At 64.9% G+C, this 15,091-nt stretch carries 14 protein-coding genes; 10 read left to right on the top strand and 4 right to left on the bottom strand.

All coding sequences use genetic code 11. From position 1 onward, the window contains the following. Positions 1–180: NAD-dependent epimerase/dehydratase family protein (locus tag CH294_RS10955; RefSeq protein ID WP_141216462.1), on the bottom strand; the 180-nt coding region annotated here is incomplete at its 3' end. 90 nt (positions 181–270) lie between these two features. Here CH294_RS10955 and CH294_RS10950 point away from each other — a divergent pair. From CH294_RS10950 to CH294_RS10940, 3 genes are read left to right on the top strand one after another with little or no spacing between them, the layout of a single operon-like run. Continuing rightward, positions 271–1,047 (top strand): hypothetical protein, encoded by a 777-nt coding sequence (locus CH294_RS10950; protein WP_094737936.1) that lies wholly within the window; start codon positions 271–273, stop codon positions 1,045–1,047. Then, a complete protein-coding gene (locus tag CH294_RS10945) occupies positions 1,044–2,252 on the top strand; it encodes a WXG100 family type VII secretion target (RefSeq protein WP_094737935.1) in 1,209 nt (402 codons plus the stop codon). The genes CH294_RS10950 and CH294_RS10945 overlap by 4 nt, the downstream gene beginning before the upstream one ends. Beyond that, a complete protein-coding gene (locus tag CH294_RS10940) occupies positions 2,249–2,617 on the top strand; it encodes a hypothetical protein (protein ID WP_141216488.1) in 369 nt (122 codons plus the stop codon). Before CH294_RS10945 ends, CH294_RS10940 begins: the two co-directional genes overlap by 4 nt. A gap of 18 nt (positions 2,618–2,635) precedes the next feature. Here CH294_RS10940 and CH294_RS10935 read toward each other — a convergent pair whose 3' ends face one another. Next, entirely contained in the window at positions 2,636–3,154 is a 519-nt protein-coding gene (locus CH294_RS10935) for a maleylpyruvate isomerase family mycothiol-dependent enzyme (protein WP_170944681.1), read from the bottom strand. 130 nt (positions 3,155–3,284) lie between these two features. Here CH294_RS10935 and rfbA point away from each other — a divergent pair, with 130 nt between their 5' ends. Beyond that, positions 3,285–4,157 carry a glucose-1-phosphate thymidylyltransferase RfbA gene (rfbA, locus tag CH294_RS10930; RefSeq protein ID WP_094737932.1) on the top strand — a complete coding sequence of 291 codons (873 nt, stop codon included), beginning with the start codon at positions 3,285–3,287 and terminating at the stop codon, positions 4,155–4,157. Then, positions 4,154–4,741: a dTDP-4-dehydrorhamnose 3,5-epimerase gene (gene rfbC / locus CH294_RS10925; protein ID WP_094737931.1), complete on the top strand. Its 588-nt coding sequence runs from the start codon at positions 4,154–4,156 to the stop codon at positions 4,739–4,741. The genes rfbA and rfbC overlap by 4 nt, the downstream gene beginning before the upstream one ends. 146 nt (positions 4,742–4,887) lie before the next feature. Here rfbC and CH294_RS10920 read toward each other — a convergent pair whose 3' ends face one another. Continuing rightward, positions 4,888–5,385, bottom strand: a complete 498-nt coding sequence (locus CH294_RS10920; protein WP_094703628.1) for a GtrA family protein — start codon at positions 5,383–5,385, stop codon at positions 4,888–4,890. A gap of 68 nt (positions 5,386–5,453) precedes the next feature. On the opposite strand from CH294_RS10920, the gene CH294_RS10915 reads away from it, so the two are divergent. From CH294_RS10915 to CH294_RS10900, 4 genes are all read left to right on the top strand, one after another. Continuing rightward, positions 5,454–6,905 carry an FAD-binding oxidoreductase gene (locus CH294_RS10915; protein ID WP_094737930.1) on the top strand — a complete coding sequence of 484 codons (1,452 nt, stop codon included), beginning with the start codon at positions 5,454–5,456 and terminating at the stop codon, positions 6,903–6,905. Then, positions 6,902–7,666, top strand: coding sequence for a decaprenylphospho-beta-D-erythro-pentofuranosid-2-ulose 2-reductase (locus CH294_RS10910; RefSeq protein ID WP_032381093.1), 765 nt, complete (start codon positions 6,902–6,904; stop codon positions 7,664–7,666). Before CH294_RS10915 ends, CH294_RS10910 begins: the two co-directional genes overlap by 4 nt. A gap of 4 nt (positions 7,667–7,670) precedes the next feature. Next, positions 7,671–9,560 carry a galactan 5-O-arabinofuranosyltransferase gene (locus CH294_RS10905; RefSeq protein WP_094737929.1) on the top strand — a complete coding sequence of 630 codons (1,890 nt, stop codon included), beginning with the start codon at positions 7,671–7,673 and terminating at the stop codon, positions 9,558–9,560. 127 nt (positions 9,561–9,687) lie between these two features. After that, positions 9,688–9,885 carry a hypothetical protein gene (locus CH294_RS10900; RefSeq protein WP_141216486.1) on the top strand — a complete coding sequence of 66 codons (198 nt, stop codon included), beginning with the start codon at positions 9,688–9,690 and terminating at the stop codon, positions 9,883–9,885. A 16-nt stretch (positions 9,886–9,901) separates the two neighbouring features. Here CH294_RS10900 and CH294_RS10895 read toward each other — a convergent pair whose 3' ends face one another. After that, complete coding sequence (locus tag CH294_RS10895; protein WP_170944680.1) at positions 9,902–13,954, bottom strand: AAA family ATPase; 4,053 nt, start codon at positions 13,952–13,954, stop codon at positions 9,902–9,904. 148 nt (positions 13,955–14,102) lie between these two features. Here CH294_RS10895 and CH294_RS10890 point away from each other — a divergent pair, with 148 nt between their 5' ends. Then, positions 14,103–15,071 (top strand): LLM class flavin-dependent oxidoreductase, encoded by a 969-nt coding sequence (locus CH294_RS10890; protein WP_094737926.1) that lies wholly within the window; start codon positions 14,103–14,105, stop codon positions 15,069–15,071. Positions 15,072–15,091: the final 20 nt, after the last annotated feature.

Here is a 15,091-nt window from a genome sequence, read left to right as displayed (position 1 = left end):
GTCGGCGATGTCGCCGTGCACGAAGTCGATGCGGTCGGCGACTGGCTCGAGGGATGCCTTGTTGCCTGCGTAGGTGAGCTTGTCGAGCACGGTGACCTGGGAGTCGGGGCGTTGCGCGAGGGTCTGATGTACGAAGTTCGCGCCGATGAACCCGGCCCCACCCGTGACAAGAATTCTCATGAACAGGCACTTTACCGGTGGAGACTCGTGCGGGCCGTTCTTGTCGGGCGCGCGTGCTAGCTTCTGTTCGACTTCGGGGGGAGTACGTCAATGGGTCTCGGCAAAATTCTGATTCGTCTCGCGGCATCGGTAGCGCTGCTGTTCGGGATCATGTGGGCAATTCCGCAGCTGGCACCTCCGGTGCCTGAACCGTACGAGGGTGTGCAGGTTCTGCCGCCGGTGTCACCGAAACCCACGGGCTCGACGACATCGCCGCCGCCGTTGCCGCCGGGCTTTCCCTCGATGAACCGTCCGCCACCGAAAATCGAGGTACCCGCCGGGCAGCCGCAGCCCATCGCCACCAAATTCGGCTGGACTTACGAAATTCCGGCGGATTGGGAGAATCAGTACGACGCGTTTTCGGAGTGGACCGGTGAGGACGGGTCCACCGCTACATACGGCGCGCTGGGGCTGCACGGGCGCTTCGACTGCGAAGGTGGCGAATTTCAGACCTCGGCAATCACAGGGATGACCGGTCGACGCGTCGGAGACTTGACGGTGCTCGCGTTTCAAGAGGTGCAGAAGGCCTCGATGATCTTCACCAACAGAGACGGGTCCGAAACACCTAGTGTTCGGATCAGCGACCCTCGGTACTCGGAAGTGGACGGTGAGCCGGCCGTCCGTTACTCAGCCTCGGTCGAAGACATACCCGATACGCCTGATTGCCCACCTCCCAGAGCAACATTCGACGTGGTCACCACAACCGGTTTCGCCACAGCAGAGGTGGCGGTCTTCGTAGTTCTGGCCGACCGGGACGTCGAGGATGCGCTGAACGACGAGGACGTCGACAGCCTTATCTCCACTCTTCGAAAGAGTCCAGTGCAATGACCGAACCTCTTTACGCTAATTCCTCGGAAATAGCCGGTCTCGGCAATCTTCTCGATCGCATCGGCGTCGATACTCTGGCCGGTCATCGTTATCTGATCGACAATGCGGGCCTGAGCGAGAACGTGGTCGGGCAGATTCTGCAGCGACTCCAGCCGTATCTCGCCGGCTTCCAGGAGTTGACACGCACTCGGCAGGTTCACCTGTCCGCCAATTGTGGCGAGATGGGTGTCGAACTGAACAAGGCTGCGTGGCTGTACGCCGACCAGGATCAGCGAAACTACGACCTGTTGAACACTCACACGACACTTCCGCCACTACCGGGCATCGACCGCGGCAGTTCGGATCGTGCCGCCGTCGGGCACGTGGACGAATTCGAAGGACCCGCCGACTACGGCCGGCCCCACGGGATCGACTACTCACCAACGAATCCCGTGCTCGACGACCTCCGCGACGTACTCGCCGATGCCTCCGAGTGGCTCGGCGAGATCGACCGCACGATCTTCGAGCTCTCCGGGTGGAGTCCGCTACGCGAAGCGACCATCCCCGTCACCGGAAACTGGAACGAAATCCGTCGAATCGGTCAGGCGTACCAGATAGCGGGTGACGCGATGGAAGCCGCAGCGGAGTCGTTAGCTGCAGGAGTGCGCCGAGTCGAAGGTCACTGGAACGGCGCTGCCGCACAGGCATTCACCGACTACGCCGACCGGCAACTGGCCGCAATGCGATGGGAAGGTCCGGCCGGACGAACGATCTCTGCGATCTGTGCGGCAATCTCCGACCAGCTTCGCGAAGCCGCCTCGGCAGTGGTGCGCAAAATCGTCGAGTTACTGGAGTCCGAGGTGGCCGTCGACAACGCCCGCGGTGCATTGAAGGTAGTGATCAAGAAGGTTCCGGTGGTCGGCACAGCATGGCAGGTCGAAAGCATCATCGAAATATGCTGGACAGCAATGAATCTGACCAAAGAACTCATCGTGAAGATCGAAAAGGTGGTCGACGACTTCGGCGCGTTCCTCGACGCGCTCGGCGACCCCGAAGGCCAGGTGGGCCAGAAGATCGACGATGCACTGCGGCCGCTGAACGACTTCCTCGACTACGGCAAGCAAGCCGTCGAAGCGGGCAAGACAGCGGACATCCGACCAGTACTCGACACACCGGACGAGGACTTCTCCGTCGGCACCGGCGACGAACCATGGCGGGACGCATGATCGAGTCCCTGCCTCCGCACGCCCGAGCCGCATACGACCGTCTGATGGCATCCTGCGATGAGCTCGAGGCCGCACGCACGCGAGCACTGAACACGGACCTGACGGCTCGAGCGGGATCCCGCAGGGTCACCGCGGAACTGCTGGCCCGCCTGGCGTCGTCACCGCAAGCGTCGTCCGACCTGATCCACTACGCAACCCGCGTCGCGTCGGGTGAATGCAGTTGGGAACGAATCGAGGTGGACGCAGAGCCGGTGCCACGGGAAGTCGAAGAGCTCAAAGCCGATTCGCAGATCATGTGGCCGAGTGAATGGCCGACTTCGACGACGGAGGTCCCGTCTCAGCCCTATCGAATCCCGTGGGAATGAGCCGTCGCCAGCGAAGTCTCAGGAACGCGCGACAGTACGTCCGGCAAAGGCCGCCAAACGCTCGTACGCGTTCGACCCGTCCGGTGTGGGCTGCTCCGGTTCGAAGGCACCGGCGCGGCGTTCGTCGGTCAAATTCTCGGACATGAACTCCAGCCCGTCTTCCGCGACGGTTGGGTCGAAGTCGTCGGTGCCGCGACCGAGTGCGGTCGCGAGGTCCCACGCGTGCACCGAGAATTCCGCGGCGACCATACCGAGTGGCAGCGGTGATCCTGCGTCGATCTCGGCCAACAGTTCGCGGGTCCTCTCGGTCCACAGCGGAATCGGGTCGGACGACGGCTCGGGTGACGCCGACCAATCGATCTCGCCGCCCCGCGCCATGGTCACCAAATTGGCCGCGGTGTTCACGAGGTGGTCCGACAGCTCGGAGACTGTCCAGTCGGTACAGGGCGTCGCCGACGCGCGTTCGTCTGCGGTCACAGCGGAGAGCAGAGCGGTGACCTGGCTGATACCGGTTTCGATCTGGGTGCGGCTCGTCACGATCGTTGTCCTCGGATCTCTCGGAAGGCTGGGTATGCGGCGAGCGTAGGTGCACCTCCGAGCCCCCGCAGCGGAAACGGGGAAGGCACAACCGCACGGTCGACCGGAGGGTCTGGAAGACTGCGGGTTCATGCGGGGAATCATTCTGGCGGGCGGCACGGGCTCGCGTCTTCATCCGATCACGATGGGCGTCAGCAAACAGCTGGTCCCGGTCTACGACAAACCGATGATCTACTACCCGCTCTCGACCCTGATCCTCGCCGGGATCCGCGAGATCCTCATCATCACCACCCCCCAGGACGCCGACCAGTTCACCCGCCTCCTCGGTGACGGCTCCCAATTCGGCATCTCCCTGACCTACAAGGTCCAACACGAACCGAACGGCCTCGCGCAGGCATTCGTGTTGGGAGCCGAGCACATCGGCACCGACAGTGCAGCATTGGTGTTGGGCGACAACATCTTCTACGGCCCGGGCCTGGGAACTCAACTGTCCCGCTTCGAGACCATCGACGGCGGAGCGGTCTTCGCCTACGAAGTCTCCGACCCCACCGCCTACGGCGTCATCGAATTCGATGCGAACCGCAAAGCCATCTCGTTGGAAGAAAAGCCGGCCGCCCCGAAATCGAACTACGCCGTCCCCGGCCTGTACTTCTACGACAACGACGTCATCGCCATCGCCCGCGACCTCGAGCCCTCCGCGCGTGGGGAATACGAGATCACCGACGTCAACCGCCACTATCTCGAGGCCGGCCGCCTCCAGGTCGAAGTCCTGCCCCGCGGCACAGCCTGGCTCGACACCGGCACCTTCGACTCCCTCCTCGACGCTTCGAACTACGTACGCACCATCGAACAACGCCAAGGCCTGAAAATCGGATCCCCCGAAGAAGTGGCCTGGCGACGCGGATTCATCACCGACGACGAACTGCGCGTGCGCGCCGAGAAGCTCGTCAAATCCGGCTACGGCACCTACCTGCTCGATCTGATCGACCGAGGGAACCGATGACCTTTCGTGAGTTGAGCATCGCCGGTGCCTACGAATACACCCCACGCCAGTTCGGAGACGACCGCGGCGTGTTCTTCGAATGGTTCAAAGCCGGCCTGTTCGAGGAGACCACCGGTCGAACGCTCGATCTGAAGCAGGCGAACTGCTCGGTCTCCGCCGCAGGCGTGCTCCGCGGGATCCACTTCACCACCAACCCGCCCGGGCAAGCGAAATACGTCACCTGCGCCCGCGGAGCATTCCTCGACGTCATCGTCGACCTGCGCGTCGGCTCCCCGACGTTCGGGCAGTGGGATTCGGTGCTGATCGACGACGTCGACCGCAAAGCGGTGTTCTTGTCCGAAGGACTCGGCCACGCCATCCTGTCGTTGGAAGACAACTCGACCGTCATGTACCTGTGCAGCCTCGAGTACACCCCGGCCCTGGACCGCGACATCAACCCCCTCGACCCCGCCCTGGGCATCGACTGGCCCACCATCGGACGCGACGGCTCGCCCCTGACCTACGAGCTCTCCGACAAGGACAAGGCTGCCCCCACCCTCGCCCAAGCCCTCGAAGCCGGCAGCCTCCCTGAATTCGAGGTGTGACCCTCCTTCGTGGGTCGGCTGGGGCGACTGGGGATTCGGGGCAAACGCGAGCGCATTCGTCACGCGCGAGTGGAATCGCTGACCAATCCGCGCGCGTCTGGCAAGTGCGCGCGCGTTTGCGAACCCCCGGGGGCGAACCCGGGGGCTCAGCGGATCTTGAAGATCACGAATCGCTGAACGAGGAAGTTGATGACCGTCGCCGTGCCCTGCGCGATGACGAAGGCCACGTTGGCGTACCAGAAGCCGTCCGGAAGAGCCTGGTAGAGCCAGGTGTAGATGCCCACCTGGACGGCGAAGGTGACGCCGTACAGCGCGACGACGGCGAAGAATCGGGCGCGCGACGGAGCCGCATTGAAGGTCCAGCGGCGGTTGATCAGGTAGGCCGTCGTCGTTCCGAGCACGAAGCCGATGGCCTTGGCCAGCGTCACCCCGACCCCGAACACAAAATGCAGGATCAGGTTGACGCCCTGGTCGACGATGGCCGACAACACACCCGTCGCCAAGAAACGCAGCACCTGCGTCTTGAAGTCGAGGGCCGCGTCGGCGATGTTCTCGGTGAGCGGCAGCTCGACGGGTAGCGGAACGTGATGCTGCAACTCGTCGTCCTCGGGCGACCAGTCGTCGTTCCCGGAGCCGTCTTCGATGGAGCGATCAGGGGTGGACACGAGGACTGACACTAGCCGCTGCCGCGGTGCGGGTACCCTCTTGAGCGATGTCCACGACAGCCGACGACGCACTCTTCCCCCTGGAACCACAGGCCGCGAACACTGCGCCGCTACCCACGCAGACCCGCACACTCACCGGTTGGGGCCGCACCGCGCCCTCCACCGGAGAGGTGCTCACGACCTCCGACCCCGAGCTCATCGCGAACGCGGTCAAGCAGGTCGCCGAGCAGAACGACTCCAAGCCGGCCTACCTTCGACGCGGCGTCATCGCCCGTGGCCTCGGCCGCTCCTACGGTGACAACGCGCAGAACTCCGGCGGGCTCGTCATCGACATGAATGCGCTGAACGGCATTCACAGCATCGACGCGTCGACGCGCATCGTCGACGTCGACGGTGGCGTCAACCTCGACCAGCTGATGCGTGCCGCGCTTCCGTTCGGCCTGTGGGTACCGGTGTTGCCGGGTACGCGCCAGGTCACCATCGGTGGGGCCATCGGAACGGACATCCACGGTAAGAACCATCACAGCGCGGGTAGCTTCGGCAACCACGTCCGCTCGATGGAACTGCTCACCGCGGACGGTCAGATCCGCCACCTGACGCCGTCGGGCAAGAACGCCAAACTCTTCTGGGCGACGGTCGGCGGCAACGGACTGACCGGCATCATCCTGCGCGCAACCATCGAGATGACACCGACGGAAACGGCATATTTCATCGCCGACGGCGACGTCACCAGCACCCTCGACGAGACCATCGCACTGCACAGCGACGGCAGCGAGAACAACTACGACTACTCCAGCGCATGGTTCGACGCGGTTGCTCCACCACCCAAGCTCGGTCGCGCGGCTGTCTCTCGTGGATCGTTGGCGCGCCTGGATCAGTTGCCGGAGAAGCTGCAGAAGGATCCGTTGCTCTTCAACGCGAAGCCTTTGGTGAAGTTCCCCGACATTTTCCCGAACGGACTCGCGAACAAGTACACCTTCTCAGCCGTCGGCGAGGTCTGGTACCGCAAGTCGGGCAACTACCGCAACAAGGTGCAGAACCTCACGGCGTTCTACCACCCACTCGACATGTTCAGTGAGTGGAACCGTGCCTACGGCTCCAAGGGATTCCTGCAGTACCAGTTCGTGGTGCCGCCGGAGGCCGTCGACGAGTTCAAGAAGATCATCGTCGATATCCAAAAGTCCGGGCACTACTCGTTCCTCAACGTGTTCAAGCTGTTCGGGCCCGGAAACAAAGCGCCACTGAGCTTTCCGATTCCGGGTTGGAACATCTGCGTCGACTTCCCGATCAAGCCGGGCTTGAACGAGTTCGTCCGCGAGCTCGACAAGCGCGTGCTCGAATTCGGTGGCCGTCTGTACACCGCGAAAGATTCGCGCACCGACGCCGAGACGTTCCATTCGATGTACCCGCGGATCGACGAGTGGATCAAGGTCCGTCGATCCGTAGACCCCACAGGCGTTTTCGCCTCCGATATGGCTAGAAGGCTGGAACTGCTGTGACGATAGACGCCGTAGGTAACCCCCAGACGATTCTCGTTCTGGGTGGCACCAGCGAGATCGGTCTCGCGATCACCGAGGAGTACCTGTCGAAGTCTCCGGCACGTGTCATCCTCGCCGCGCTGCCGAACGACCCGCTGCGCGAGAGCGCCGTCGCACAACTGACCGCCAAGGGCGCGAAGTCGGTCGACGTCATCGACTTCGATGCACTCGACACCGCGTCGCATCCCAAGGTGATCGACGCCGCCTGGGCCAAGGGTGACGTCGATGTCGCCATCGTCGCCTTCGCCGTCGACTTCGATGCCGAGCAGCTCTGGCAGGACCAGCGCAAGGCCGTCCTCGCCGCGAACATCAACTACACCGCTTCGGTGTCGGTCGGTGTGCTGCTGGGCGAGAAGATGAAGGCGCAGGCGTACGGCCGCATCATCGTCATGTCCTCGGTGGCAGGCGAGCGGGTTCGTCGCTCCAACTTCGTCTACGGCTCCACCAAGGCCGGCCTCGACGGGTTCTACCTCGGGCTCGGAGAAGCGTTGCGCGAGTTCGGACCTCGGGTCACCGTGGTTCGTCCGGGCATGGTGCGCACCAAGTTCAGCGCGCACGTCAAGGAAGCGCCGATGACCGTCGACAAGGAGGTCATCGCGAAGCTCGCGGTGAACGCCTCGCGCAAGGGCACTCCCCTCATCTGGACGCCTGCTCCCTGGCGTCTGGTGATGATGGTGCTGCGACACGTACCGCGGCCGATCTTCCGCAAGCTGCCCATCTAACTGCATGACTGTCGGGGTTGCGCCGGCGCGCAGAACTGCTTCTGCCGTCGGAGAAATAGTTGCCGGAATCCTCGTCGCAGTCGTCGTGGCTACGGTCGGGTTGTACGCCTTCTCACTGGTTCAGTGGCCGGCGTTCAACTCGTCCAACGTCACTCGCGCTCTGACGACCCTGGGCCAGGTCGTAGCTGCGGCACTGTTCGCCACGTCGATCTACCTGTACCGAATCCACAAGTGGCCGTGGATCGCTCGACTCTCGGCGTGGGTCGGTCTGTCCGGCTTCGTCACCGTCACCCTCGGCATGCCCTTGGCGGCAACCAAGCTGTACCTGTTCGGCATCTCGGTCGACCAGGAATTCCGTACCGAATACCTGACGCGCCTGACCGATTCGGCGTCGTTGCGCGACATGACGTACACCGACATCCCGCCGTTCTACCCCGCCGGTTGGTTCTGGCTCGGCGGACGCGTCGGCAACGTGTTGGGCATGGACGGGTGGGAAGTATTCAAGCCCTACGCAATCGGGCTGCTCGCCGTCACATCGGTGGTCGCATTCGTGTTGTGGAACGCCCTGATTCGCAGCGACTGGGCGGTCGCCGTCAGTGCCGTCACCACGGCGCTCGTCGTCGCCTACGCCTCCCCCGAGGCCTACAGCGCCGTCATCGTGCTGCTGTTCGCCCCCGCACTTGTGCTGGCATGGGGTGCGTTGCACAGAAGAGCGGCCGGCGGGTGGGGAGCGGCGGCAGGCACCGGCCTCTTCCTCGGACTGGCCGCGACGTTCTACACCCTGTACCTGGGCCTAGCCGCATTCACCGTCGTACTCATGGCGCTGTTCGCCGCTGTTCTCGCCTATCGCGAGCGCAAGACCTGGAAAGTACTGGTGCCCATCGCGATCAAGGTCGCCTCGATCGCCGCCATCTCCGGCGTCATCGCCGCGACGGTGTGGCTGCCGTATCTCATCGACTTCCTGCGCGGAGCACCGTCCACATCGGGCACGGCGCTGCACTATCTACCCGAAGCCGGTGCAACACTTCCCTTCCCGATGTTCGAGTTCTCCATGTCGGGTGCGCTGTGCCTGATCGGCACGGTATGGCTGGCAGTGCGCTTCTCCTCCTCGCGTCGAGCGCAGGCCCTCGGCGTCGGCGTCGTCTCGATCTACCTGTGGACGCTGCTGTCCATGGCCGCGACGGCCGCAGGCACCACGTTGCTTTCCTTCCGTCTCGAAGCAGTCTTGATCGTATTGCTCGGCAGCGCAGGCATTTTCGGCTTTCTCGAAGGCAGTCACGCGATCTACCAGGCCATCAACGAACCGCCCAAGTTCCGTATCGCGGCCGTCGTCGTGGCGATCATCGGTGCCATGGCCTTCGCGCAGAACATCCCCCAGGTACTGCAGAGCGAGATCACCGTCGCGTACTCCGACACCGACGGTGACGGCAACCGCGCCGACATGCGCCCACCGAGCGCGGTCTCGTACTACCGCGAGGTCGACGACGCCATCACCGAGCAGACTCAGCGCCCACGCGACGAGACGGTCGTGCTGACCGCGGACACCTCGTTCCTCAGCTACTACCCGTACTTCGGCTTCCAAGGACTGACCTCGCACTACGCCAACCCGCTGGCGCAGTTCGATCAGCGAGCTCGGGCCATCGAGCAGTGGACCGAGCTCGAGACACCCGATCAGTTGGTGGACGCGCTCGACAACAGCCAGTGGCGCGCGCCCGACGCCTTCCTCTTCCGCCGCGGAGCGGACGGCTACACCCTGCGCCTGGCCGAGGACGTGTACCCGAACGACCCGAACGTGCGTCGCTACACCGTCACCTTCCCCGAGTCACTGTTCGAGGATCCGCGCTTCACGGTGACCGATATCGGGCCCTTCGCGCTGGTGGTGTGCACGGGGTAGCAGCCGCCGCAGTCGTTCGTGTCTTCGCGCTCCACGTGTCACCCGGCGTCCGCTAGGGTGGACGTCATCCGATCCGGTCCGTGCCATCGAGGGCACCGACATGCATCGGCCCGAGGGCGGAGGTCTCATGGCAAAGGCAGATTCGGTCAGCTCTCCCGCTACCGCGTCGGTGATTGCTCTGGTTGCGGCGTGCGTCGCCATCTACTTCGGCTTGTTCTCCGATACCCCGGAATCGAGCGCACTGCGGCTCGTGATCGCCGTCGTCGCGGGCGTCGTGGCGTGTGCCGGAATCGGCTACACCGTATCGACCACACGCAGCAACTGACCGTCGGATCCGCCCCTCAGCACGGCGGATCATAGGGCAAGCGCGGCAGCACCGACGCCCATAGCTCCGGTGTCCACGCCGATCGGGTCCACTGACAGATCCGCTCCGCTTGAGCCGTGGCCGACACGTCGTAGACGATGGTGTTTCCGGCCTCGGGAGCGGCCACCACAGTGTTGTGTCTCGGCTCGAACGCGACGTAGGTGCGGCCGGACCCGGCCAGGTCGATCGGATCGCCGAACTGCTCGAGCTGCTGTTCGTCCGTCGCCCGCCACAGGCGGACGGAACGATCGTCCCCCGATGCGACGAGTTGCCGCGTATCGGCGTCGAAGTCGACCGAGCGAATGCTGCCGATCGATGCCTGGCTGGCCCCCACCACCTGTGGCTCCGGTTTCGAGACGTCCAGTAACCGCACGATCCCATCACTTCCGCCCGCCGCGAGAACGCCATCGGGACCGAAGTCCATGGTTTCGGTTGTGCCCGGCAACGTGATCGAGGAATCGCCACGAACGGGCTCGTCGGGCTCGGAGATGTCCCACATCGTGACCGATCTGTCTCCACGCGCCAGCGCGAGCGCCGTTCCCGTCGGATCGACTGCGATCGACGTCGTCCACCCACCTCCGGTTCCGATCGGCTCACCCCACGGCCGCGGCCGCGCGGGATCCTCGACATCCCACAGCCTCACGGTGTCGTCGTCGCCATTGGTCACGAGCGTGCGACCCGAGGGGACAAACTCCAGATTCGACATGAATTGCGTGTTCAGCACGATCGAATCGCTGACCAGCACCGGAGTCTCGTTGGATTCTTCCAACCGCCACAATAGAACTCGACCCGACGCCGTAGCGGTAGCCAGTGTCCGTCCGTCCTGCGTGATCGCGATCGCACGATACCCGTCTCCGCCGATCGGCTCGATCACGGCCGCGGGCGTGGTGGACGACGTGGGCAACGTCCACAACTGCACAGCGCCCTCGTACGCACCCGTCACCATGGTCGTACCCGACTCGTCGAAGACGGGAGGAAGGGCTCGCCCAGCAGATCGGGGGAGAACCGCGTCCGACAGCGACCACACCCGTAGCGACCCATCGGCACCGCCGGTCAGTACCTCGTTCCCGTCACCGAGGAATCGAGCCGAGAACACGCTGGTGCGACCTGCGGTCAGTGCCGGGCCCACCATCGTGGGAACGGCTGGGTCGTCGATGTTCCAGATCGTGGTGGCACCATCGAGTCCCGCAGTCGCAAGCCGTCGGCCATCACGGCTGAAATCGACCGACCACAGCGGGCTCGTCTGACCGACCACGGGAGCACCGATCGGCGATGCGCCCGCCGGGTCGGAGACGTTCCACAGCCGGGCAGTCGTATCGTCGCTTCCCGTCGCCAGCACGGAGCCGTCGGGCGAGAAGGCCAGTGCATGCACCGTTTTGGTGTGGCCGAGCAATCGCGGACCTCGCTGGACCGGACGCGAGAAATCGGTCACGTCGACGAGAATCGCAGTGGCGTCGTCGCTTCCCGTTGCGACCGTTCTGCCGTCCGGGGAATACGCCATGGCCCTGATCGGGCGATCGTGGCCAGTGGGGAACTCCGCTGTCAACCGCGGCTGTAGCGGGTTCGACACGTCCCACAGCCACAACGATCCCGACTCGCCGACCGCCGCGACCCTGCTGCGCCCCGGATCGAACAATGCGGTGAAGACTGTTGTGCCGTCGGTCTGCAACGGTGCGCCGAGCGCCGACGGCGCGGACGCGTCGGACACATCCCACAACCGGACGGTTCCGTCGTCGGAAGCGGTGACCAGAATCTTCCCCGTCGAGTCGAAATCCACCGACGTCACGAACCCGGTATGCCCGAGCAGTGGGCTTCCGATGCGGACCGGATCATACGGAGTGCTGATGTCCCACAGACGCACCGAACCGTCGTAACCGGCAGTGGCCGCAATACGGCCGTCCGGTGACACGTCCACGAAGTAGATCGCGCCGGTGTGATCTCCCCTGGAGACGGCGAGAGGTGCGTCCGAGGTCGCGACGACGCTGGTGGTGGCCTGTTCGTCGTCGGGTCGCTCGTTCCGTGCGATCAACGACACCTGCGCCGCCAGCGAGGTGTCCACATCGCGCAGCGACGCCGCGGTCGCAATGACTCCCGCGAACACGGCACTGTCGCGTTCGCGCTCGAACTGTCTGCTCCGGTCCGCCGCAACCGCGGCAGCCGTCAGTGCAGCCACACTCAACACGGCGATGACGACGACCACTCCACGGCGGAGGATCGCCGCGCGGCGGACCCGACGTGAGGAGGCCTCGACGAACTCGACCTCCAGCTCGGTGTGGTACCGCGACGCCCCGATCCAGGTCTGTGCAGCATCGAGACGCGATCCGGATGCGAGCAACGCCGACTCGCGCCCGCTCTGCTCCCAGGCGAGCGCATCGCCTTCGATCCGTTGCCGCACGATCGCGTTGTGGCGGTCCTCGGCGATCCACCGTCGCAGCCGCGGCCAGGCGCGCAGGACGACGTCATGCACCAGTTCGACCTCGGTCTCGGTGACGGTGAGCAGTCGTGATGTCACCAGCGCCTGCAGTACTGCGCCCTCGCCCCACCCGTCGAACTCGGACATAGGACGCCGTCGCCGGGTGTCGTCGACACCATCCCCGATACGCACCAGCCGAGTGAGCAGCTGCCGAGCGACGTGCTTGCCCTCCGAGTCGAGACCGGCCCACGCATCCTCGGCGGTCCGAGTGATCGATCCTTGCAATCCGCCGACGGCACGATAGCCCGCCAGCGTCAACTTGCCGTTGGTCCGACGCGACCACGTCGCCTGCAGCACGTGGGAGAGAAGCGGCAGGAACGAGGATGAACCGTGTTCGGCGGTCTGTGCACCGATGTCACCGATGACGACGTCGAGCAATCCCGGCTCCAGCCTCGCTCCGACGACTTTCGCCGGTTCCACGATGGCACTACGCAACTCGGCCATCGTCATGGGAGTGAGGACGACCGAGCGGTTCTGGAGAGCATCCGCCAGATACGGCGACTCGAGGCATTGTCCGAAGAAGTCGGCTCGGAGACCGCAGACGACGCTGACCCGCGACCAGAGACCACTGGCCAACAAGTGCAGCGTGCGGGCGAAAGCCAACCGGTCCGACGCATCGGCACCTGCGACGAACAGGTCCTCGTACTGGTCGACGACGACCAGGAGCCGGGTGCCCGGACGGTTGTCGTCGGGCGGGCGGTCCGCGAGGTGATCGTCGATCCGATCGCGGATCTCGGACGCCAGCACGTCGTCGTCCACGGACACGTCTTTCAGACGCTCGACGAGGAGTTCGAGAACGGGGATTGCCTCGACGAGAGACGTGAACGGATCGGCAGCGGGTCGGAGCACCGAACACGCGGCGTAGAGGCCTCGGCCCGCTTCGGTTCGAGTGGCGTGACCGACCAGGCCGGCACGAAGCAGCGAGGACTTGCCCGCTCCCGACGGTGCCGCAAGAACCACCACGCCGCCCGCTACGTGCGCCTCACCGACGGCATCGATCAGTTTGTCGAGTTCGCGTCGACGCCCGAAGTAGTACAGCGTGTCGTCCTCCGTGTAGGAGGCGAGCCCCACGTACGGGCACGCACGCGACTCGGTCGGCGCACTCGATACCGGCACACTCGCCGCGTCGACGACATCCTCGACTCCCTCCGGGGGATCCGCGTCAGCGGCCTCCGCCGACGTGGAAGCACCCTTGGCGACGGGGCTGTCCATCGCTTTCGTCCACCGCTCGCGCCATCGCTCGACATCGAGTAGATCGGGCTCGACGTCGGCCCCGGCCGTGCGCTTACGGCTCTCGGCGATCAACACCGTTAGTACCGGCAGCACTGCCGCGAAGCGAGCGGGCAATCTCCTCCCGCGACGCCAGTCGCTGATGCGCTGCGGAGTGATCTCGGGCGCGCCGGGACTGTGTCGCCGTTGCTCCGCGTTGGCGCTGGAAGCGACTTTCTTCAGCGGCGGCTCTCCCGCGTGAAAGTACAACTGGGCGAGGGCTACGGCGAAGCGCTCTCGCGGTGACACGCTCGGCGAGTCGTCGACGTCATCACCGATCGTTGTCATGATCGGGAATATAGCCGACCCCGCCGCTCCACGAGCGCCGATCCATCCGCGCGCGGAAAATGCGTTAACCCCTCTGATCTGCACAAACGATGCGACGCGGATACTGCGTCCTATCGACGCACCGCGCCGACTCGGCAGCGTTGTCGCCATGACCGACATATCGGTGTTCATCCCGTTCACCCCTCGGCGACCAGAGCAAGCACTGCAGTGGGCAGGTCTGGTCCACTGGACCGACGCGGCGCGACTGTGGCAGGGGCAGACCCTGCTCACCGAGACGCACCAGACCACCGCTGCGCTGTCCGGTGCCGGATTCCGAGTCCCGTCCGGCACCGGCGTGTCACTGATGCCGCTACGACATCCCTATCTGGCCGCGGTCGAGGCACGCTCGGCGGCGATCGTCACCGGACACCCGTTCGTCGCCGGCTTCGGGCCCGGCTCGAAAGCCCTGCAACGCGCGGTCATGGGCCGGCCGTACCGGAGTGCGTTGACGGCGAGTCGGGAGTACCTCACGATCGTCCGCGGGTTGCTCGACGGAGGCACCGTCGACATGCACGGCGAGTACTTCTCCTGCAACGTCTCGCTCGGCCCGTACCCGGCACCGAGGATCGACGTCGGGCTCGGTGTCCTACGCCCCGGGATGGCACGGCTGGCCGGCGAAGTCGCCGACGTGGCCATCACATGGCTCACCCCCGCGAACTACGTGCGCGACGAGATCGTTCCCGCTGTGCTCGCAGGCGCGGAGGCCGCGTCTCGCCCTCGTCCGCGCATCGTCGCAGTCGTCCCCGTCGCCGTCGATCGTGACGGCCGAGATCCTGTCGAGGCCGCAAAGGCGGGTTCGGGCGCGCATCTGCAGGGACCGCACTACCTCGACATGCTGCGACGGTCGGGTGCCGCCGTCACGGGAACCGATCTCGATGCCGATGCCCGTGCGCTGGTCTCGTCCAACGCTTTTCTCAGCGGCGACGTGACGAAACTCCGCTCCTTGCTCGACGAATACACCGCCGCCGGTGTCGACGAGGTGGTCCTGAACACCACCGGTGTCGTGAACACCGCCGGGCCGACGGCAGCGTTGGAGGACGTGACGGAGATCCTCGCCGAAACCGCCCACCGCGCATGACACCACCGAACAGGTCGACC

Source organism: Rhodococcus sp. 14-2483-1-1 (assembly GCF_002259335.1).
Lineage (GTDB): Bacteria > Actinomycetota > Actinomycetes > Mycobacteriales > Mycobacteriaceae > Rhodococcoides.
The sequence above is the reverse complement of the archived record's forward strand: the minus strand, read 5'-3'. Positions and strand labels throughout refer to the sequence as shown.